Genomic DNA, 23,028 nt, shown 5'->3' on the forward strand with positions numbered 1-23,028 from the left:
AGATAGAGTATAAGGTGGTGAATTTTTCTGATACGTACTTTAATTTTATATTATTTAAATATTAAGCCAACACATGGATATGAAATTCAAAAATTTTTACAAGTTTCTGGTGCAGATAGGTGGACCAAAATACAATCTGGTTCAATCTACTATGCTTTGACAAAGTTAGAAAAAGATGGATTAGTTAGAGTTTTGAGAGAAGAAAAAAATGGTGCTAGAATTCGTAAGATTTATGATATTACACAAAGTGGTAAAGTGGAGCTAAGAGAAGAATTACAAAAAGAACTGCAAATGCCTATAGTTCCAATAGGTTCAAATAAGTTTTTGTTGTATAATATTTTAGATGTATTACCAAGAGATACTATACAAACCAATCTTGAAAAGCATATAAAGCATCTGATAGAGCAGAAAAAGTATTGGGAAAACTGGAAAGAAATTAAAAAGATTGATAAAAAAAGCCTTCCAACAGAAAGAATTGCCTTTGATATGACAATAGATAATTTGAATTATCAAATACTATGGCATGAGGAAATACTAAATAATATTGATAAGTACATATCTGTTGGTTATGAAACACAGAACGTCATTAAATCTATAGATTTTTCAAATATAGAAGAAGATTTTTTATTTGAAAATGAGGCAACAAGTGAACTATTAGAGGTTCAAAAACTCAGAGATGAAATAATTAATAATCCAGACAAAGTTATAGAAAATATAGATAAAATAATACTAAAATTACAAAATAAAAAATAAGTTTATTCATAATAACACGGGTCAAAGGCTCGTGTTTTAAAAAAACAATATATACAACATTGGATATATAATATTGGTTAAAATATTAGGAGGTTTTATAAATGGAAAATGTACTATTAGAGATTGAAAAGTTATCTAAAAGATATAAAAATAAGGAAGTTGTATCAAGGGAGAGTTTTAAAATACTAGAAGGGGATATTTTAGGTTTTATTGGGCCAAATGGAGCAGGAAAAAGCACCTCTATTAATATGTTTACTACAATTGTATCTCCAGATAGTGGAGATATATATTATAAAGGTAAAAGTATCAAAAATCAGCAAAATGTTTTTAAAAGTGCTATTGGTGTTGTGCCACAAGAGCTGGCAATATATGAAGATTTAAGTGCATATGATAATGTTAAATTCTTTTGTTCATTGTATGGTTTTAGAGGAAACGAACTCAAATCTCGAACTAAAGAGGCCTTAGAGTTTGTTGGACTTTGGGGTAGACACAAAGAACTTCCATCAAAATTTTCTGGAGGAATGAAACGCAGATTAAATATAGCTTGTTCAATCGCACATAGTCCTAAAATTCTCATTATGGATGAGCCAACAGTTGGAATTGACCCTCAATCGAGAAATAAAATTATGGAAGCAATTAAAACGATTAATAAGAATGGTACAACAATTATTTACACTAGTCACTATATGGAGGAAATAGAAGCTTTATGTAATAGGATTGTTTTAATTGACAAAGGAGTAATTTTAGAAGACTTAGATAAGAGCGTATATAAAGATAAGTATTTAAAACTTGGTTGCAAGACCTTGGAGGATATTTTTTTATATCTTACAGGTACAAATTTGAGAGATTTGGAGGAATAATATATGAGATATTTTTTACCATTGTTTAGATTAGGAATAAAGAGAAGAAGTAAAGATTTTTTTATTTTATTTTATAATATTGTTTTTCCATTAATAACCATAATGTTATTAGGATATTTAACATCAAAATCTTATGGAACAGAATTTACATCATATAACTATTATACTATTGTCACAATACCATTTTGTGTACTTATGGGAATTATTAGTGTTTCATATGCGTCACAAGATGAGAAAATTTCTAGTACATCATATCGTTATATGATTTCTCCTATTTCTATAACAGCACTAGTACTTTCAAAACTTTTTTCTTGTACAATTATACTTTCACTGTGCAATGTAATAACTTTAATGATAATAAAAAGTGTTTTTCAGATAAGTTTTGGTGGAAATTTTTTAGTTATTATTTTTCTTTTAGTGTGTGAATCAACTGTAGTATCAGCTATAGGTTTATTTTTAGGTCTTGCATGCAAAAACTTAGATATACTACGTAATATCATTAATATACCAATAGTGGTTTTTGGTTTCTTAGGAGGAGTATTTTTTCCAGTTAGTTCATTAAACCCAATTGTTTCATTAGCAATTAATATATCACCATTGACTTGGGTCAATAGGAGTATAGTTACTTGTATTTATGATAATAATTTTCAACCTATTTTTTATATATCATCTATATTTGTAATGATAAGTATTTTAATTACAGTACTTACAGTTAAATTTTTTAAAAAGGAGGCATTTATATAGTGAACTTAATAGGTATTTTTAATAATAATTTTAAAAGAAATATAAATAAAAAATCAGGATTTTTAGTAACACTCTTATTTCCAATAATTATAGTAATACTTGGAGTAATGGCAAACTACATAAGTAAACCATCTTTTAATATTGGTATTTTAAGTGAGTATAAAAATGAGCAAGTTTTAAATGAATCTGAAAAGAATATTTATACAGATATGGTTAAGGCATTAAAAAGTACTCAAGGAATTGATGTTGAAACTGCAGATTTTAAAACAGTTAAAACTGATATTATAACTGGAAAATATTCTGCTGTTATATATTTTAATAAGGGTAATTTCGAACTTTATTCTATAAAAGATAAAAGTACAAATAATATATTGGAGTATTTAATAGAATCATATAAAGAAGATTCAACAACTATAAATATAAGTAAACTACAAGAAAACACATTAGGGGTTTTGCAAAGAATAATTGCTTTTATTGTATTATTTTTAATGATAACATCTACTATTACAGCATCAATGATTATTAAAGATAAGAATTCAGGTACATTTACAAGAATATTATATTCACCACAAAATATAAGAGGATATGTGTTAGGGAATATGCTATATAACTTTGCAATCACATATTTTCAATATCTAGTTTCTATAACTATTATTAAATTATTTAATATTGATATTAGTATCAGTTATATAAATTTACTTTTAATGGGTGTATGGATATCGGCTTTGGCAACTTCTTTTGGAACATTTGTATCTTCCTTGTTTAATAAAGAGATGTATGCAAATTTATTTGCTACTGGTATATCTCTTATATTATCACTTGTTGGTGGTTCATTTATTCCAATTGATAAAATGCCTACTATGTTGCAAAATATGAGTATCATAAGTCCCATACGATGGTTTATAAGTATTTCCACTTACATGGAAGATGGGAAAGGATGGTTTTCTAATATGAACTATATTTATATTTTAACAGCAACAATAGTAGCTTTAATTTTGTTAACTGTGGGATGGACTAAAAGAGTAAAATATTTAAATAAAATTGAGAACTAAATAAAATTAAAGAAAAAATAAATAGTTATAATTAAAATAAGTAAACAATCACATTATCCCATTAGTGCAATGTGATTGTTTATCCTAGATTATAAATATTATAATACATGGTTATAATACAGATGTTTTTTAGAATAGCCATGTATCAGTATTAAAGCACATTTTTTGTATATCATCAATAAAACAACTTACATGGTATCCATCAGTAGCTGCATGATGTACTGTTATAGAAAGAGGGAGAAGTATTTTTTCATCTTTTTGATGATACTTACCTGATTCAACTGTAGGGAAAAAATAATTTTCAAGACCATGATTATGTACAGTAAAGCTTTTAAAACTAATCCATGGAAGACATGAAACAGTATAGCAATTTTTTGGAGGATTAGGTTTTGCTAAAAAACCATAATTTTTTCCATATTGTTCAACATCATTTAAGTAACTCTTATAGAATATTGAAAAATCTTTATTGTATTCTGTCCATATTGATGAAAAAGTTTTATTATCATCATGAAAAATTGCATAGAATGGAGTTAAAGTATCCCAATATCCTAGTTCATTTTCATCATATGCAATCTTTAGTTCTTTATATCGATTTAAACAAGTTGTTACTATATATAGATATGCTGGATAAAATTTGATATTTTTCTTTTTTGTTTCATCAAGTAAATGAGTAATATCTATTTCTATAGTTAAATCAAATCCTACATTTGTCATATTTGAAAAATAATAAAAATGTGTATATCGTTCCCAGTTTTGTAAGTCAATTTTATGGAATTGTTGTTTACTCATATAAAATCACCATATCCTTTATAAGATTTATTTGATTATCAATATCGTTATCTGTAAGTATTAAAACAGGTGCGGATGTCTTCATACTATCAAGCAAGAACATTATGTGTGTTGCAAGTATTGTAGAATTACATTTTTTAAATTCATTTTTAGATTGTCCATAATCTATTAACTTCGAAAGCATTGTAATAGCTGAGTTATATCTTTTGTTCATATAATCACGCTGGTCTTTTTCTACAAAAGCAAATTCATGGATTGCAAAATCTAGTCCAGAATATTCACTTTGTATTTCTGACTTTTGTTGATTAAGAAAATACTCTAACATTTGCCTAGCTGATATATTTTCTTTGATACTTTCATCTAATAAATTTTTAGCATTGTTTTTATGAGAATTTAGCATATCAATAAAAATTTCTTTTGTTGAATTAAAATGTCTGTATAGACCACCACGACTTAAATTACATGCTTCACAAACATCTTTCATAGTTACATTACTGTAGCCTTTTTCAGAAAATAACCTTATTGAAGTATCAATAATAAATTGTTTAGTTTGCATTCCTTTTGTTGCCATAGATTTTCCTCCTTTGAAACATGTATGTCGCTTTTGATTATAAGACACTTGTGTCGCTTTGTCAATTTAAATTTATATAGTATAAAACAGTTAGGTGTAAGATAACTTAATTTATTTTAAATTAAGAAAGAAATTTATTAAAGATAGTAATAATAATATTGACTTTTAAAACTTACATATGTAATATATAAATTACTATCAATTATAATATTTAAGATACATATTTTTTATGAGTATATTTAAAAACAATAGACCAATAAAAAAGTATATAATTGATATATTTATGGGCTTATTTTAAATTTAAAGCTTACATATGTAATGTATTGAAGAATAAGGGGGTTTGTATGAAAAAAAAGATAAAAACAAAGAAATTACTAATCCTTGGAGCTTTAATCTGTTTAGTTACAGTTATTATTGGTCTTACAATTAATTTTGTATTGAATGGATTTAATAAAATCAAACCAGATGAAGTATTAAAACAGTATATGTCTTTCGCAAATGAAAGACAATATGAAAAAATGTACAATCTATTAGATGAGAAAAGTAAACTAGAAAACAAAAAAGAAGATTTTATCTCTAGAAATAAAAAAATATACGAAGGAATTAGTGCACACAATATAAGTATTGATATTAAGGACATTAAAAAAGATGAAGATGAAGGTACAAAAATAAATTATGATTCTAAAATAAACACTTTAGCAGGAGAAATCTCATTTTCAAATGAAGTATTGTTGACTAAAGACAAGCAAAAAAACTATAAAATAAGATGGCAGTCAAAAGTTATATTTCCAGAACTTGAAAATGATAATAAGGTTCTAGTATCAACACTTAAAGCTAAAAGAGGAAATATTTTAGATAGAAATGGTGAAGTACTTGCTGGTCAAGGTCTTGCATCTGTTATAGGATTAGTGCCTGGAAAGATGAGTAATAATGTAGAAGACCTAAAAAAACTATCTGATTTACTAGATATACCAGTTGAGCAAATCCAAAAAAAATTAGATGCATCTTGGGTAAAAGAAAACTCAATGGTACCTATAAAAACTATTGAAAAAATAGAAGAAAATCCAGATGGATCTGTAAAAGAAAAAGATAAATCATTACAAGAATCATTACTTAGCATTTCAGGAGTTAAAATATCTAATACAGAGGTAAGAGCATATCCACTAGGTGAAAAAGCTGGTCATTTAACTGGGTATGTTCAAAATGTGAATGCAGAAATATTAAAAGAAAAAAAGGGAAAGAACTACAATGTTAATAGCATAATAGGTAAAATTGGTTTAGAAAGTTTATTGGAAGACAGAATACGTGGTATTGATGGATGTGAGATTATCATAGCTGATAGATATGGAGATAAAAAAGAAACTTTAGCAATTGTTCCAAAGCAAGATGGGGAAGATGTCAAACTGACCATTGATTCGAAGATACAGAGTAAATTATATGACCAGTTGAAAAATGATAAAGGTTGCGCAGTAGTTATGAATCCTAAAACAGGAGAGATTTTATCTCTTGTAAGTAGTCCATCATACAATCCAAATGAATTTATACTAGGTATGTCAGGGGATAGATGGAAGGAACTCAATGAAAATGAAAATAAACCAATGTATAATAGATTTAAAGCCAGACTATGCCCTGGGTCTTCTTTCAAACCAGTTACTGCTGGTATTGGTATAACAACAGGAAAGATTAATCCTAATGAAAATTTTGGACATAGTGGTCTTAGTTGGCAAAAAGATTCTAGTTGGGGAAGTTATAAGGTAACTACATTAAAGGATTATGGAAATACTGTAAATATGAAAAATGCATTGATTTACTCTGATAATATTTACTTTGCCAAAGCAGCATTAAAAATAGGTGAAAATGTATTATCAAAAGAATTATTAAAACTGGGATTTGAAGAAAGTATACCATTTGAATTTGGATTAGCTTCTTCAAAATTTGGTACTGACAATAAATTTGATACAGAAATACAATTAGCAGATAGTGGGTATGGTCAAGGTAAAGTACTTGTAAATCCAGTACATATGGCATCAATATATTCAACTTTTGTCAATGATGGAAGTATGATAAGGCCTTATCTTGAATTTAAAGAAAATCCACAGGCTGAATTCTGGAAAAAAGATGTGTTTTCTAAAGAGTCTGTGAAAATTATTCGTGATGATTTAATTCAAGTTATTGAAAATCCAAATGGAACAGGCCATAGTGCTAAAACTGAAGGAGTTACTATTGCTGGAAAAACTGGTACAGCAGAAATTAAAGCATCAAAAGATGATACTACTGGAACAGAGCTTGGATGGTTTAATGCTTTTACAGTTGATGAAAATAGTGACAAACAGTATTTAGCATTAGCTATGGTTGAAGATGTGAAACATCGTGGAGGAAGCCATTATGTTATACCTATTATAAAATCAGTATTTGAAGATTAATATGATGTATTAGAGATTATATTTTTGGCTTATTTTTAGATAAAAGTCAAACTAATAAGAGACTTCACTATATAGTGAAGTTTTTTATTAGTTCAAAAAATAAAATAGTGGCAACAATTGAGGATGTGAGGGAGAGTTGCCACTATTTGTATAGGGTATTATATTATGTTTTTAAGCTAGTTTTACTATCTTCTATGTTTATATAATAAACCTTGTATATGAATTTTATAGAGAATTAATTTGAATATTGTATGAAGTTTTTAAATCTTAAAGAAAAAGTATTAGGTTTTATGTAAATAAATAAAAACTTACATAAATATTTAAACTATTTATAAATAAAATCCCATATTTAGAGTATTTATATAGATATGTGTAAACAAATTACAACCATCAAATTTTTTTATTGTAATTTTAAAAGTATATTTGCATTAATTTGTCTTATATATTTTTTTATCATTTAAAATAGACAATGTTATTTTGGATGCTGTGATACCATTAGAATAATCTTTACTTTGAATGTTTGTTGCAAATAAATAAGTATTTCCATTTTTTTCTACATAGCCTATAAACCAACCATTTACATCTTTTCCATTTATATTAGCAGTACCAGTTTTTCCATAAAGCGATACTCCAGCTTCTTTAGATATCAATAATGAATCTTTTACAGTTTTTATATTGTCATCTTTAAATTCAAATTTATTTGTATAAAAATCTTTAAGTAAATTTACCTGTTCAATAGGTGAGATTTTCAAAGAAGATTCTAACCAATAGTTTGATATCCCAGATGAAACATCACAATTTCCATAGTTAATTTTTTTTAGATAAGTTTGTACGTTTTTCATACCATTTTTTTTGTCTAAATCTTGAAAATACCAGTTAACAGAGTTTTCCATAGCGGAAAATAAGTCATGGTCTTTATTCCAAGAATCATTAGTAGAATACTTCCCATCCCAATGAATGTATGAATTATCTCTTGTTATCACACCATTTTCTAATCCCAACAAAGCACTATAAATTTTATAAGTGGAGTCTGGTGAAATTCTCGTTTTACTTTTTTCTTCATTATAAATATGATACTGATTTGACTCTAAATCATACATTACAAAACTTCCATCAAAACCCTTGAAATACTGACTTAAATTTTCATATAAAGTTTGATTACTTGTAAGATTATATTTTTCATTGACATCTGCCATAATGGATAGTGTAGGGCTACTTCCAAATACAATTAAAGCTATTATTGTAAAAATTAAAATACTTTTAAGTTTTAAAGCTTTTGACTCAATTTGGAAATCTGTTATCTTTAATATACGTCTTTTTATTTGCTTTTTTGAACCACCAATATCTGAAGTAAGTGTGAGATTAGATGGTTTTGATAGATTGTCTATAAAATTTATTATGGTATGTCCATATTCTATGTAGCTATTCTCATCAAGTCTTTTTAAAACTGAAATATCACATGCAATCTCACGGTCTAATCTCATTTCTTTAAGTGCATACCAGATAAGAGGATTAAACCAATATAATATTTGGAAAAAACACATTAGATAATTTACTAAAATATCTTTGTTTTTAGAGTGTTGTAATTCATGAAGTAAAATATATCTTATGTCTTTTAAAGATAATTTAGATATAGATTCGCTTGGTAATATAATATGTGGCCTAAAGTATCCAAATGTAATAGGTGTATTTATAATAGATGATTTACATAGTATAAAATTCTTATCTAAACCTATATTTTCTTTACAGTGCTTAAAAAGTGAAAGTATCTCTTCATCTTCTAAAATTTGTACTGATTTTTTTATATTTCTTATTTTAAAATTACAATGAACTGTAATAATTATCATGGTTGTAATTCCAATTATCCATAATGTTAGCAATAAAATATTTAAATTATCGAAATTAGATTGACTCAAAGATACTGAAAAATCTTTTAATGCATTTGAATTATTAATTATACTGTCTGAAGAGTTTTTTACAATAGAAGTATTTGCTGTATTATTTTCAATCTGAGTAAAACTAGATATATAGCTAAATATATTTAAATGATTAATATATTTAAGCGGAATAAATGGGATTATTAACATTATAAGTATCATAAACCCGATATTGTATTGATACATTGCAGAAATATGTTTTTTTAATATTTTTTTAGCAAGCAAAATTATAATAATTAAAAAAGATAAGGTTATTGTGCTAAGCAAGAATCGAATAAAAAATGGAGCATACATACTTACTTATCCTCCTTAGTTTTCCTTTTATCTAAAATATGTCTTAATTCTTCTATATCATCTTCTGATAATTTATCATTCTCTAAAAAATTTAGTACCATAGAATTAAGTGTTCCATTATAAAAGCGATTTAAAAAAGAACTACTTTCTGTAGATACATACTCTTCTTCTTTAACAATTGGAGTATAAACAAAGACTCTGCTATTTTTTTCATATGCCAAAGCTCCCTTTTTAACCAAACGCAACAACATTGTCTGAATAGTCTTAGGACTCCACTTACTTGTTTTTACTAGCTTTTCAATCACTTCATTCGTACTAATAGGAGCATATTTCCAGATGATTTTCATTACTTGATATTCTGCTTCTGAAATCTGTGGTAGTTTTTTCATAAGATACCTCCTTATACTTACATTTGTAATATATAAAGTATATTATCATTAGTTTGCTTTGTCAATTTTTTTAAATAGTTCATTTTTAGTCATCTAGAAAGTACATGTATTTAAATATAAATAGTATTAATTAAGCTGTATATCTATGACTAATTAATCTGTATGTATGGTAAAAAATTAAATATAAGGATTATATTGACAGTTGAAAAAATGGTTGATATACTTATTGTTGATATAACAACTAAATTGGAGGTATAAATTATGATAATTACAGTTATAAATGGAAGCCCTAGAAAAAATGGGGCAACATCAAAGGTTTTGACTCAGTTATGCAAAGATATAAAAAAAATTAAACCAAATGTCAAAATCAATTTTTTTAATCTAAGTGAAGTCAATCCATCATATTGCATTGGTTGTTTAAATTGTTATAAAATAGGTAAGTGTATTAATCAAAATGATAAAGTAGAGTATATTCATGATATAATTACTAAGAGTGATGGCGTTATATTTGGTAGTCCAACTTATGGAAGTAGTGTAACTGGTCTTTTTAAGGTGTTTACAGATAGAGCTCATATGATGTTAGAGCGATTATTGTATCATAAACCATGTATAGCAGTTACAACATATGAAAATGCTCGTGGTTCAAAAGCTATTTCTTTTATGAAATCAATGGTTTCAGATTCAGGAGGTTATGTTTGTGGTCATTTATCTGTAAAGGTTGGATTTAATCAAAATCCTATAGTTGAAAGAGTAGAATCAAAGATACAAAAGGTATCTAAAAAATTTGTTTATTGTATAGAGGAAAAGAAAAATCCACCTGTGTTTTCTCAAATCTACGATTTTATTGCTATGAATATTATTTTAAAGCCAATGGCATTTAAAAATATTGAGCAATATAAAGGAATAATTGATAGATGGGAGGCGCAAGGTATTATTTAGATGGAGGTATTATGAGAGATTTTGAGAAATTATATGAAGTTACAAGTAAGTTAATAAGTACTTCATTGAAAGTAAAAGAAGATTTAAAAAAGATGTTTAAGCAAAATGGGTATGATATAACAACTGATCATTATGCTTTATTAAGATTTCTATGGGAACAAGATGGAATTTCTCAAATAGATTTGTGCGAAAAATCATGTAAGGATAAATCTAATACAACAAGAATTTTAGATGTTATGAAAAATAAAGGCTTAATTGTTCGTAAAGTAGATGTTAAAGATAGACGAAAATTTCAAATATTTTTAACAGATGTAGGAAGAGAATTAGAAGAGCCATTAAATAAAATTGCAGATATATATGCAACAGAGACATTTAAAACTATTTCAGATGAGGAGCTGTCTTTATTTACTGAAGCTTTAGATAAACTCAGTAAATAAATATAAATTATGTTTTAAGAAGTCTTTTTAACTCATTGATGATACAAAACAATAGAAAGAGGGATAAGGATGAGTTCTAAGATTTATTATTTTTCTGGAACAGGAAACTCTTTAGTGGTTTCAAAGACTTTAAAAGAAATGTTAAATGAAAATGGGGAAGTAATACCTTTAGCTATACATAGAAAAGAAAGACATATAGACGTAAATGAAGATATATTGATAATTGTTTTTCCAGTTTATTTCTCTGATGTTCCTGATATAGTAAAGTTTTTTATAGATAAGTTGAATTTTAATAGTAATACTCATATATATGCTATTGCCACTTGCAATGGGGTGGCTGGACACAGTTTATTTACTATAGATAAATTACTTAAGAAAAAGGGTAAAAAATTATCTGCTGGTTTTTTAATTAATATGCCTGGAAATGCTTTGATAACACCTCCAGATGTTGAAGAGGAAAGATTGAGAAGTCAAACTAATAGAGTAGCTGAAGTTGCAAAATGTATCAATAACTTGGAATTTGGAAATATAGAGGGAAAAAACAATTTAAAGTCACATATAGATAGTGTTGTGCTTCGTCTAGTAGGTAAAAACATGCAGATTGCCACCACTAAATTTTTTGCCGAAGATAATTGTAATGGGTGTGGAACATGCAAAAGAGTTTGTCCATTAGAAAACATAAGTATAGTTGACAGAAAACCAAAGTGGGGTAATGAGTGTGAAAGATGTTTAGCCTGTTTTCATTGGTGTCCAAAAGAGGCTATTAATATAAAAAAATCGTTTTTGACAGATAGAAAGAAGTATCACCATCCAGATGTTACAGTAAAGGATATATTTTTAGAAAAATAGATAAGTTTGATTTGTTCAATGATGGACAATATTAAAGGTTAGTGATAAATAATATTAAATAAAAATTTAAATTTACTATAAAAAAAGTACTATAATTATAACTTATGATTTGAAAAGTAGAGTGCCTCAAAGCGTTTTTATGAGGCACTTTTCTATTATTTTATAAGTTCTATCATTTTTTGAATATCTTCTGAGGCCATTTCGAATTTTGATTTTTCAATCAATAAGTTTCCACCAGTCATAATATATGATGGGAATATTCGTAAATTGTCATAATAAAGTTCATTATTACGAAGTTTGTATGTTGAAATAGAAGGAACTGCATTCTTTTTTGTATGTTTTTTAGTAATCATATTAAAAGATTTTTTTGCTACATCTCCCATTAACATTATTACCTTTAGATTACTGAATAATTTAATTTCTTCTTCTAAAATAGGCATGTGCGATTGAATAGTGTCGCGAGTTATTGTATATTCTGATTTAGGTAATTTTACTGCATTGGTTATATATATGCCTAGATTTAAGATATCGTTTATGCTAGATACTTTTATACCTGCATTTTGGAATAAAGGGATTGTATTTTTTAAGTAGTCAGCATGCTCATCTAAACTATAAAAATCATCATTAGGATTACTTGGTACAACTTCGTTAATCATTATAGTTTTTATAGAGTCTGTATCTATTGTTATATTGGGAAGATATGATAAGACTTCATTATCCTCAAAAAGATTATTATTTTTAATAAATTCATTTAAAGTTGATTTTATATTTATCTTCATATGTTTAAGCTCCTTAATTTTAAGCCTTAAATACTATAAAAAGTAATTGTAAAGCAAAAGAATTTTAAAAACATAATAGCACAATAAACATGACAACATAATGTCATGTTTATTAATTAATAACTTATATAAAGAATATCCTTTGAAAAGTTCAATTCTATTTAAAAACATAAAAAAAGACCATAAATAAAGGCGATAGCAATATTTGTGGTCATAAAGATATATAATCAAAAAATCTATAGGATTATAGTTTTAAAAAGATAACTTATTATGTTTTATTTATAGATATTAATTTATTATTATCATTCTATAATATCTATACAATCAATAATATCCATTTTTTTAATTCTCCTTAAAGGAATAAGAGTGGCTATAATACATGCAACTATAGAAACAAGTGTAGCTTGTGAAATCGAAACAATTGGGATATTAGTAAAATCAATTTTTTCTATAGTAGCCATGTTTATTATAATAGCACTGGCATATCCTGCAATTGAACCAAATATAGAAGCAGAGATTCCATAATAACAACCTTCCCATAAAAACATTTTGTATAAACTACTGTTACTCATACCAATAGCTCTCTTAACTCCAATTTCATTAATTCTAGTATTAATGTTTGTATGAGTTGTGTTAATAATGTTTAAAGTACCAATCAAACCTACAAATAGTATAATAGTCCATGCTAAAAATTGTATTTGTTTGAAACTTTCTTTAAGTTGGTTGTCTGATTCAATATACGATATCCAACGAGAACCTGGATTGTTTTTGCAAATTTGTTCAATAGATAATTTTATTTCTTCTAAATTTGATTTATCTTTAGCATAAACATTTATCTGACTGAATCTATTTTTATTTGTTAGGGTGTCATATACAGTATCATATACAATAACATCAATACCATTTAACCAACCATTACCCTGCAAATTAATCATTTTATCTACAGTATTGTATACTTTTAATTGTTTTTTATTAATTGTAATATTATCCTTTGGTTTTAGATTTGTAGCCTTAAATTTTGTATCTGATGTAGAAATAGCAATTGGATTTTTTATAAGACATAGAGAGCCATTTTTGAAATCCTCCAATAAAGAATCTTTTACAGAAGGTATTAATTCTTTAAGAGTTTGTTCATCAACTCCAATAACTTTTAACATTTCAGAACCATTTTTAAAGTTAATATCTGTATTTATTTCCCCTTGTTTATATTCAGAGTATTTGATAAAAGAGGTACGATTGATATTTTTCATGTTAACTATTTTATCTAGCGTAGATTTATCAAAGCCAGGCACTTCATTTATTAAAGAAAAATCTCCTTTTTTTAAGTCACTAACCGATTTGGATACATCTAATACATTAGAAAATTCACTCAGTGCAACAAATACTGTTATACTCATAAATAATGATAGTATAGTTATTATAGTTCTACCTTTATTTCTTTTTAGATTTAGCCATGCTAGATGTCTTTCGAAGTTTTTGATTGGTTTTTCTCGTTTAATCTTAATTTTTCTTTTGATTTTGATAGTGCTACCAGCCATAGCAATTTTAGGAGAAACATGTGAAGCATATATTGCTGATGGTAAAGCCGCAACAAATGAAAATACTAGTGAAATACTAACACTTAATAATAGTGGAATTAAGTATGCTGTTGAATTTCTCTGTATAATCTCAGGCATTTGTTTACTGTCATTTACTAAAAATATATCTGGATTTAAAATATTCGTAACCATCTCAGTTATGCTTTCAGAAGAAACAATTCCAATTATAGCTCCAATAGGTATAGCGATAGCGCATAAAAATAAAATTTGTAAGATAATAATTTTATATAGTTGCCTTGGTTCAGCTCCAATTGCTCTTAAACATCCATACTCTTTGATTTTCTTTGTAACAGAAATTTTTAAAATATTATAGATTACAAGTCCAGAGGCCAGTAGTACTAAGAGTGCAACAAATAAAGATATTATTATAATTATAGACATGCTATCACTATTGGAACTGTTTTTATCTCCTTCAAAGTTAATTCCTAATGTATTTAAATAAACCCAGTTGTATTGAATTGAACTACGAGAAATATTGACTTTTTTGGCTAATTGATTTACAATTTCCTGAAATTTATTTTGTTGCTTTATTTTAAAATCCAATGATGATAAAGCATATCTTTTAGGTAATAGATTTTCTGATGTACCTTTACCTACAACACTATTTACTATTCCACTTGCATAGCCTGTGTAGTCATTTTCTAAAATACCACTTAGTTTAAAATTGGTTTTATAACCATAGGGTTGTTCTGTATCATTTAAGAGTGAGATATTTAAATCCATAGGAATAGTTATACCAAGTTTTGGTTTTATTCCCATAAGTTGTAAGGTGTTTTCATCTAAAGCAATCTCATTTTTATTTTTAGGAAGATTTCCAAACTTTAGTTTCATTAGTTTTGGATAGTTGGAAAGTCCTATTTTATCGTATTCTTTTACAAGTATAGAGATACCTGTATTCTTTATTTTACTAGTACCAAGTGTTGTTGAAAGACCAGCTTGGTAGATTCTATTATCTTTTTTTAGTTTATCAACTTGAGTTTTATTGAGTTGGTGAAAGGATACATGTCTATCACCATTAAAAGAGCGAGCTTGCTCTTTTCTTAAGTTTTGAAGTATGCCAATTGATTGACCTACTACAGTTGTCATTATAGTTGACATTATTATTGCAATAACAATTAATGTAGTCATAAGTTTTTGGTTTTTTAACTCTTTTATTGAAAGTGAAAGGTAATTCTTCATTACTATTTCACCTCCATAAGTACACCATCAATTATTGAAAGCTGTCTGTCAGCAAGCTTTGCAATCCTATCATCATGAGTTATTACTACTAGAGTCTTTTTAAATTGTTTTGATGTTTTAATAAGAAGATTCATAACTTCACTACCACTTTTGCTGTCTAAGTTTCCTGTAGGTTCATCTGCAAATATTACATTTGGCTTTGCAATTAATGCTCTAGCAATAGCAACTCTTTGTTGCTGACCTCCTGAGAGTTCATGTGGAAGATGATGCAATCTATCTGAGATTCCAAGCAATGATGAAATTTCATTTAAGTATTCTTTATCAGGTTGTCTTTTATCTAATAATACAGGCATTGAAATATTTTCTGAAGCTGTCAAAACTGGTAGTAGATTAAACTGTTGAAATACAAATCCAAAACATTTTCTTCTAAGAGTGGAAAGTTCCTTTTCACTATATTTATACATATCTTTCCCATCAAGTAATACCTGCCCAGATGTAGGACTATCTAATCCACTCAAGATATGTAAAAGTGTACTTTTTCCACTTCCAGAAGGTCCAATGATAGAAACAAATTCACCTGAGTTTATTTCTAAATCAATGTTGTTTAATGCAATAACTTTGTTGTTATTAGAACCATATATTTTTGATAGTTGTTTTGCTTTTATAATCATAAAAAACACACTCCTTTTTTGTATAAGAAGAGTGTAAGTCATAAAACTCAATTTTTTCTCAATTTTTATATAATTATATAAATAGAAGTAAATTCTAGACAAAAAGAATATAAATATATTTGAAATACTGTATTAAAAAATAAGATAGATAGACTTATGTATATCTATTATTTTGAATCTCAATAGAAATTATAATTTAATAAAGAAATAAGAATAAAAAATTAAAATGAAATTTCCTTAGAAAAGTTTAATTAGTTTAAAGAAAATATTTAAAGAAAATTTATTAAAACAAGGCAGATTTAAGGGTATTTGTTGAGTACAATTCAATTCGTAGGGGTATAAGGGTTAAATAGATGTAATTTACTATTAAAGAAAAATATTCCAAAATAAAGTAGGAGTTGCTATGAACATTTTTACTTAATATTTTTATTTGTTCATAGTGGTTGATATAGGAGGAGGATAACTACTAATAAAATTAACTGTAGCTTTGAAATATAAAGCTGTTATGGATTATTATTGTGATATAATAATTGTAAACATAAAATTAAACCAGATATTGGGAGGACTATAGAATATTGGGAAGACTATACAATATGAAGATAGTATTCGCAAAACTGCGAATAGGTGCAGTTCCACTTATCTTGAGCATTGCCCTAATTTTGACAGGTATATTGTCAGTTCGTTCTATCAACAACCTTGAGGGAGATGCACGTGTTATCAATTATACAGGTATTATCCGTGGTGCTACACAGAGACTGATAAAAAAAGAACTTGCTCATGTACAGGATGATAGTTTGATTGCACACCTAGATGATATACTAACAGGGCTTTCTAATGGAAGTGCTGAACTTAATTTAATAAGACTTGAAAGTGAAGAGTATCAATCATTATTAGTAGAAATGAAAAAGGATTGGTCAGATATTAAGGTAGAAATCATGAGTTATAGAGATGTAGGTTCTGGGGACAAACTGTTTGAGATGAGTGAAGATTACTTTAACTTAGCGGACCAGTTAGTAATGGCTGCAGAGGTATATACTGATAAAATCGTTCAAGATGCTCGAAATTTATTGTTTTATATTAATATAGTGTTTATATTGATGGCAGGGCTATGTACTGTTTTTGCTTTCTGCCAAGATAAACGTCGCAGAAGATTGATTGAAGCTGAAAATGAGAATAAACTAAAGAACGAACAGTTATCAAAAAGGTTGCAAGAATTGCTTGTTCCTATAAATGAAATAACAGAACTAATGTATATATCAGACATTGATACCTATGATTTGCTATTTGTCAATGAAGCTGGAAAGAAAACTTTCAATATCAATGACGAAGAGCATTTGAAGTGTTATAAAGTATTGCAGGGATTTGATTCTCCATGTTCATTCTGTCAGAATTCTATTCTAAAAAAGGATGAAAATTATACTTGGGAACATACAAACCCAATCACTAAACGCCACTACTTATTAAAAGATAGATTAATGGAGTGGGAGGGCCGCACAGCAAGAATGGAAATTGCATTTGATATTACTGAAGCAACTAATGAAAAAATTGAACTAGAGAGCCGTTTGAAGAGAGATAATGTTCTTGTTGAGTGTATTCGAGAACTTTATCGCAATCATGAAACGTTAGATGCTACTAATTATGTATTGGAACAGGTAGGAAATTTGTTTTTAGCTGAACGTGCCTACATTTTCTTATTTCATGGTGATAATCTATCTAATATTGCAGAATGGTGTAAAGAAGGTATAATTCCACAAATTGATAACCTACAGGATTTACCACAGTCAGATTTTTCAATGTGGCTCAATGTGTTTCAAAAGCGAGGCAATGTAGTTATTCATGATATAGAAGACTTAAAATTGACTATGGAATTTGAATATGAGATTCTTTTACAACAGAAAATTAAGCGTCTGGTCATGGTTCCATTAGAGCGTAATGGAAAATTAGATGGATGTATTGGACTGGATAACCCCTCTATAAACTTAACGGAAAATGCAGCTACATTTCTTGAAACTCTTAGTTATTTTATTATGATTGCAATGCATAGAAATGAAAATGAGGAAGTTCTTTATCGTTTAAGTTATTTAGACACTCTTACTTCTTTTTATAATAGAAACCGTTATATTCACGATATTGATAACCTTGTGGGCGAAAAAAATTCTATTGGCGTAGTATATTTAGATGTAAACGGACTCAAGGAAATCAATGATAATTTAGGACATGATTCTGGTGATGAGTTGCTTAAAGCATGTGCAAAAATCATTCAAAATAGCTTTGAAATAGGTTCCTACTATCGAATTGGTGGTGATGAATTTGTAATTATTTGCATAGATATAAGTGAGAATGAATTCAATGAAAAAGTTCAAAAATTAAGGAATAATTTTATGAATGATGAATGTAAAGCTGCCATTGGTTCAAAATGGGAAGAAAATTGTGAAAATATTCAATTCATTATAAAAACTGCAGACGAACTCATGTATGCTGATAAAAAAGAATTTTATCATAACCATCGTGCAACAGGACGCTATCGACATAATACTGATGTATTAGAAGATTCAGATAGATTGAAAGAAAAAAATATTTAATAAACAGTTTCAAGTTTATCTGTACATAAATTTATACATAAAGAGTAAAGAAGTTATTTAAGCAGAAGCATTAGTATGTTATTTGAATGATAATGGACTGAGTTAATTGACAGATAAATTTATTATTGTATTATAAAAATTAAATTTAATTAGCGAAATAGATTTTTATGTATTTGAAATGTGTTGTGTAAATCTATCTGATTTAAAAAAATCAGATAGATTATATTTATGTTTAAGGTTGCGTCTTTTTATTAGAATGTACGCTATAGGGTATATTTTAATAAAACTTAAAAGTTTATTATACTTTATACAAAGTTTATTATGTTTTATACAAGAAAATCTAGATTAAAAACTAAAGTACCTCTAGCCTTTTGTTGAGAACTTTGTTGTAATTTTAGCACCACCAATTGGATTGTTTTCAATAAAAATAGAACCACCATGTTTCTCACATAATACTTTAGATATATAAAGACCCATACCAAAATTTAAGTTGTTATTATTTAAAGTCTTATCTTTATAAAAAGGTTTTAATGCTGATTTTATAGATTCTTCACTAAATCCCACACCATCATCTTCAATTACGAAAGTAAGGAATTCTTGCTCAAGGTATATAAGTATAGATATTTTATTTTTTGCATATCTAAATGCATTTGATATTATATTTTCAATAACTCTATGAATAATATTTTCATCAAATAATACGTTTATATTATCCACTTTATTTGTAATTTTAAAAGATTTTCCAGCTTGTTTTGATAGAATAGAGATATTGCTATCTAAGTTTTCTACAAAAGCATTTATACTTGATGTAGATTTTGTAATAACTAGCTCTTCTAATCGTTGAGCATTACTCATACTATTTACATAGTATTCAATTCTGTTGATATGTTCAGACATAAGTTGTGCAGTTGATAAAATTTTTTTATCACTAAGTTTTCCTGTTGGCATGTATTTTATTAAATAATCTGAGTATCCCTTTAGAACAGTCAGAGGATTTCTTAAATCATGAGAAAAAGCAGCATTAAGCTGTTTTCTATCGTCTATCATAGTCCACATTTTTATATTATTTTTATTTAGTTGCAACCTCATTTTCTCAAAAGCACTACACAGATTACCTAATTCGTCATTACTCTTATATTCTAAGTAAAAATCTAAGTTATTATTGGATATTTCGTTTGCTCCTTTATTAAGTATTTCAATAGGTATCTTTAATTTTACCTTATAAAAAATTATATCAGCCAATAATAGAAGTCCTATAAAAAATACGAGTGGGAGTATAAGCTGAAGTGTGCTAATTATATTAATCAATACTTTATCAAAATCACTATATTGATTTAAATTATTTTGCACTATGGTTATAGTTTCTGTGTATAAAGGAGTTTGTAAATATTTGTCTTGTATAGAGTGATATATGTAATTAAGTAAAATGTATGAGACTGTTGTAAGTACTGATGCTATAATTAATGAAGATAGAGTGAGAAAGAAAAAAGATTTTTTTAATGACATATTCTTTATTTTATCCATTTGTAACCAGCTCCCCATACTGTTTCTATGTAATTTTCAAGAGTATATCTTGATAATTTAATTCGTATTTTTCTGATATGTTCCATTATAACATCACTATTTCCATTTTTATCATAGCCCCATATTCTATCATAAATTCTCTCTCTATCAAATACTTGACCAGGGTTCGTAGAGAGAAGTTCTACGATATCAAATTCTTTTTTTGAAAGTGAAACTTGGTTATTATCAATGGAAATTGACCTTTTTTCATAGTCTATTACTAAATCTTTATAAAAATTGACTTTAGTATGATTTGATTTTCTTTGTTCGCGTCTTAAGTGAGCAGAGACTCTTGCCCCAAGTTCCTCTAAATCAAAAGGTTTTACAATATAATCATCAGCACCAACACGAAAACCATTAATTTTATCATTGTTTTCAATTTTGGCTGTTAAAAATAAGACAGGACATGATATATAGTTTCTAATTCTACTGCAAAATTCAATTCCATCTATTTCAGGCATGTTTATATCAAGTAGAATAATGTCTGGATTTTTAGATATTTTTTCTAGTGCTTCTTTTCCATTTTGAGCAGTATAAACTTCATAATCATTTATTTCAAAATAATCCTTTAATAAAGTGGTGATTCCTTCCTCGTCATCTACAACAAGTATTTTACTGTTCATAAAAATTCTCCTTTCTAAATAAAACTTTTTAAACAACTTCTATTTTAGTATAAAAATCTCAAGAATTTCTCAAATTATTAAATTTACATAAAAATATAATAGTTTTAATGATTAAAATTAGTATATTTTTATATACTAAATAAATCAAGTGTCTAATTATTGGAAAATTTAAGCATGTAGTTAATAGTCTTTATTTGAGTATTCTAATTTTAATATATAAAGATGAATAATTTTCTAAAAGGGCATCTTGGGAGGAGTATTTTATGAAAGATAAAGTTATTTATTATTTTACATCAACTGGAAATAGCCTAAGTGTAGCAGAGAGTATATCGAATAAAATAAATGCAAATATAATTAGAATATGTGAAACAACTGATGTAGATTGTAATAGTGATATGATAGGATTTGTATTTCCATTATATTTTTGGGGGTTACCTAATCTTGTTTCTAAATTTATATCAAATCTAAATATTAAAAGTGATAAACCATATATTTTTGCTGTAGTAACTTGTGGAGGCATGATAGGTGGAAGTGCGCTTCATGATGTGGATGCTTTATTGAAAGAGAAGGGTCATGGACTAAATCTAGGTTCAAGGATACAGATGGTTTCCAATTACATTTGTGAGTTTAAAATAAAAGATGATAAAAAAATTGATAATTTACTTAGAAAAGCAGAAATCAAGGTTAATGAAGTGTCAGAAGATATTGTAAATAAGAAAAGTAATAAAATTGGCAAAACAAATTTTATATACAAGAAGTTTTATAAAAAATATATTTCATCTTGTACAAATCAAGATAGCCATTTTTCAGTTGAAGATACCTGTATAGAATGTGGTATTTGTTCAAAAGTATGTCCTGTAAATAATATAGACGTTGAAAAGGGGAGACCGAAGTTTTTACACAATTGTGAACATTGTTTAGCATGTGTACATTGGTGTCCTAAGCAAGCGATTCAATGGAAAGATGCAACTAAAAATAAAAAGAGATACCATAATCCAAATATAAAGTTGGAAGATATGATAAGTGAGAAAAGTAAAGATATTTAATAAAAAATGACTACTATTAATCAATTAGTAACTAAGAGTAGTTGGGATAATTACAATAATAAAAACCCCATAAATATTTTAAATAATTAATTTAGGGGGTTTTATAATTTTTTATTTTAAAATATTAAGTTCATATAAGTCTGTTCTTCTATGTTTAAGTAATGGTAATTGTTGTCTTATGTCAGGAATTAAATCTCTATCAATATCAGCATAGATAATGCATTCCTTTTCATCAGCCTGAGCTATAATTTTTCCCCAAGGGTCTGAAATTCTTGAATTACCAAAAGCTATGTAAGAAGCATCTTTATTTCGAGCAGGTGCAGCACCAACATAAAATATCTGATTATCTAAAGCACGCATTCTGATAGATAATTCCCAATGTGCAGGTCCAGTTGTCATATTGAATGCTGCTGGCAAGATAACGATTTCTGCACCTTCAAGAGCCATTAAACGTGATAATTCAGGGAAACGAATATCATAGCAAATAGCAATACCCATCTTTCCATATTCAGTATCTATTATAGTAACATCATTTCCAGCAGTAAGAGTATCAGATTCTTTAAAGCTAACTTTTCCTGTAACTTCAATGTCAAATAAGTGCATTTTGCGATGTTTTCCAATTAAAGTTCCATTTTTATCAAATACATAACAAGTATTATAGATTTTGCTATCTTCTAACTCTGGAATACTACCAGAAATTAGATAAATACCATGTTTTTCGGCTAGTTTACTCAATGTATTTGTTGTTTCACCTGGATATTCTTCTGCAAATTTAGGAAAGTATTTATTTTCATATGGACAATTAAACATTTCCGGTAAAACCACAATTTTAGCCCCATTATTGGCAGCTTCTGTTACCATTTCTACAGCATGATTAATATTTTCAATCTTGTTTTCTGTAGTAATCATCTGACACACTGCAATTTTGTAGGAATTCATAAAAATTACTC

At 27.1% G+C, this 23,028-nt stretch carries 20 protein-coding genes; 10 read left to right on the top strand and 10 right to left on the bottom strand.

All coding sequences use genetic code 11. The features are described from left to right. Positions 1-84 precede the first annotated feature (84 nt). The 4 genes from IC758_RS02675 to IC758_RS02690 all read left to right on the top strand — a co-directional run bounded on the left by IC758_RS02675 (position 85) and on the right by IC758_RS02690 (position 3,409). The gene (locus IC758_RS02675; protein ID WP_255630980.1) at positions 85-753 is read left to right on the top strand and encodes a PadR family transcriptional regulator; all 669 of its coding nucleotides are present in this window, start codon (positions 85-87) and stop codon (positions 751-753) included. A 101-nt stretch (positions 754-854) separates the two neighbouring features. After that, on the top strand, positions 855-1,613 hold the full coding sequence (locus tag IC758_RS02680) for an ABC transporter ATP-binding protein (RefSeq protein WP_227860724.1): 759 nt from the start codon (positions 855-857) through the stop codon (positions 1,611-1,613). Positions 1,614-1,616: 3 nt separating this feature from the next. Beyond that, positions 1,617-2,357: an ABC transporter permease gene (locus tag IC758_RS02685; RefSeq protein ID WP_227825123.1), complete on the top strand. Its 741-nt coding sequence runs from the start codon at positions 1,617-1,619 to the stop codon at positions 2,355-2,357. Further along, complete coding sequence (locus tag IC758_RS02690) at positions 2,357-3,409, top strand: ABC transporter permease (protein WP_227860725.1); 1,053 nt, start codon at positions 2,357-2,359, stop codon at positions 3,407-3,409. The genes IC758_RS02685 and IC758_RS02690 overlap by 1 nt, the downstream gene beginning before the upstream one ends. Before the next feature lie 129 nt (positions 3,410-3,538). On the opposite strand, the gene IC758_RS02695 is transcribed toward IC758_RS02690, so the two are convergent. Next, positions 3,539-4,198: a CatA-like O-acetyltransferase gene (locus IC758_RS02695; RefSeq protein WP_227860726.1), complete on the bottom strand. Its 660-nt coding sequence runs from the start codon at positions 4,196-4,198 to the stop codon at positions 3,539-3,541. Further along, a complete protein-coding gene (locus tag IC758_RS02700) occupies positions 4,191-4,769 on the bottom strand; it encodes a TetR/AcrR family transcriptional regulator (RefSeq protein WP_227825126.1) in 579 nt (192 codons plus the stop codon). The genes IC758_RS02695 and IC758_RS02700 overlap by 8 nt, the downstream gene beginning before the upstream one ends. Before the next feature lie 344 nt (positions 4,770-5,113). Here IC758_RS02700 and IC758_RS02705 point away from each other — a divergent pair, with 344 nt between their 5' ends. Next, positions 5,114-7,192, top strand: a complete 2,079-nt coding sequence (locus IC758_RS02705) for a penicillin-binding transpeptidase domain-containing protein (protein ID WP_227860727.1) — start codon at positions 5,114-5,116, stop codon at positions 7,190-7,192. 428 nt (positions 7,193-7,620) lie between these two features. Here IC758_RS02705 and IC758_RS02710 read toward each other — a convergent pair whose 3' ends face one another. Continuing rightward, positions 7,621-9,423 carry a BlaR1 family beta-lactam sensor/signal transducer gene (locus tag IC758_RS02710; protein WP_227860728.1) on the bottom strand — a complete coding sequence of 601 codons (1,803 nt, stop codon included), beginning with the start codon at positions 9,421-9,423 and terminating at the stop codon, positions 7,621-7,623. 2 nt (positions 9,424-9,425) lie between these two features. After that, entirely contained in the window at positions 9,426-9,812 is a 387-nt protein-coding gene (locus tag IC758_RS02715; RefSeq protein ID WP_227435294.1) for a BlaI/MecI/CopY family transcriptional regulator, read from the bottom strand. A 261-nt stretch (positions 9,813-10,073) separates the two neighbouring features. On the opposite strand from IC758_RS02715, the gene IC758_RS02720 reads away from it, so the two are divergent. The 3 genes from IC758_RS02720 to IC758_RS02730 all read left to right on the top strand — a co-directional run bounded on the left by IC758_RS02720 (position 10,074) and on the right by IC758_RS02730 (position 12,037). Beyond that, positions 10,074-10,751: a flavodoxin family protein gene (locus tag IC758_RS02720; protein ID WP_227860729.1), complete on the top strand. Its 678-nt coding sequence runs from the start codon at positions 10,074-10,076 to the stop codon at positions 10,749-10,751. Positions 10,752-10,762: 11 nt separating this feature from the next. Then, a complete protein-coding gene (locus IC758_RS02725; protein WP_227435289.1) occupies positions 10,763-11,188 on the top strand; it encodes a MarR family transcriptional regulator in 426 nt (141 codons plus the stop codon). A 69-nt stretch (positions 11,189-11,257) separates the two neighbouring features. Next, complete coding sequence (locus IC758_RS02730; protein WP_227851386.1) at positions 11,258-12,037, top strand: EFR1 family ferrodoxin; 780 nt, start codon at positions 11,258-11,260, stop codon at positions 12,035-12,037. Positions 12,038-12,192: 155 nt separating this feature from the next. Here IC758_RS02730 and IC758_RS02735 read toward each other — a convergent pair whose 3' ends face one another. The 3 genes from IC758_RS02735 to IC758_RS02745 form a co-directional block, all read right to left on the bottom strand. Further along, the gene (locus tag IC758_RS02735; protein WP_227435286.1) at positions 12,193-12,816 is read right to left on the bottom strand and encodes a uracil-DNA glycosylase family protein; all 624 of its coding nucleotides are present in this window, start codon (positions 12,814-12,816) and stop codon (positions 12,193-12,195) included. Positions 12,817-13,118: 302 nt separating this feature from the next. Further along, the gene (locus tag IC758_RS02740) at positions 13,119-15,593 is read right to left on the bottom strand and encodes an ABC transporter permease (protein ID WP_227860730.1); all 2,475 of its coding nucleotides are present in this window, start codon (positions 15,591-15,593) and stop codon (positions 13,119-13,121) included. Positions 15,594-15,595: 2 nt separating this feature from the next. After that, on the bottom strand, positions 15,596-16,264 hold the full coding sequence (locus IC758_RS02745; RefSeq protein ID WP_227483347.1) for an ABC transporter ATP-binding protein: 669 nt from the start codon (positions 16,262-16,264) through the stop codon (positions 15,596-15,598). Positions 16,265-16,857: 593 nt separating this feature from the next. Between IC758_RS02745 and IC758_RS02750 the strand changes: the two genes are divergently transcribed. Continuing rightward, complete coding sequence (locus tag IC758_RS02750) at positions 16,858-18,846, top strand: sensor domain-containing diguanylate cyclase (RefSeq protein WP_227860731.1); 1,989 nt, start codon at positions 16,858-16,860, stop codon at positions 18,844-18,846. Positions 18,847-19,209: 363 nt separating this feature from the next. On the opposite strand, the gene IC758_RS02755 is transcribed toward IC758_RS02750, so the two are convergent. Both IC758_RS02755 and IC758_RS02760 read right to left on the bottom strand, forming a co-directional pair. Further along, on the bottom strand, positions 19,210-20,370 hold the full coding sequence (locus IC758_RS02755; protein ID WP_227860732.1) for a sensor histidine kinase: 1,161 nt from the start codon (positions 20,368-20,370) through the stop codon (positions 19,210-19,212). Beyond that, complete coding sequence (locus IC758_RS02760) at positions 20,358-21,032, bottom strand: response regulator transcription factor (RefSeq protein ID WP_227860733.1); 675 nt, start codon at positions 21,030-21,032, stop codon at positions 20,358-20,360. The genes IC758_RS02755 and IC758_RS02760 overlap by 13 nt, the downstream gene beginning before the upstream one ends. 263 nt (positions 21,033-21,295) lie before the next feature. Between IC758_RS02760 and IC758_RS02765 the strand changes: the two genes are divergently transcribed. After that, entirely contained in the window at positions 21,296-22,078 is a 783-nt protein-coding gene (locus tag IC758_RS02765) for an EFR1 family ferrodoxin (RefSeq protein ID WP_227860734.1), read from the top strand. A gap of 111 nt (positions 22,079-22,189) precedes the next feature. Here the strand turns inward: IC758_RS02765 and IC758_RS02770 are convergent, their stop codons facing one another. Beyond that, positions 22,190-23,017 carry a carbon-nitrogen hydrolase family protein gene (locus IC758_RS02770; RefSeq protein ID WP_227435271.1) on the bottom strand — a complete coding sequence of 276 codons (828 nt, stop codon included), beginning with the start codon at positions 23,015-23,017 and terminating at the stop codon, positions 22,190-22,192. Positions 23,018-23,028: the final 11 nt, after the last annotated feature.

It is taken from the genome of Clostridioides sp. ES-W-0016-02 (genome assembly GCF_020641035.1).
GTDB lineage: Bacteria > Bacillota > Clostridia > Peptostreptococcales > Peptostreptococcaceae > Clostridioides.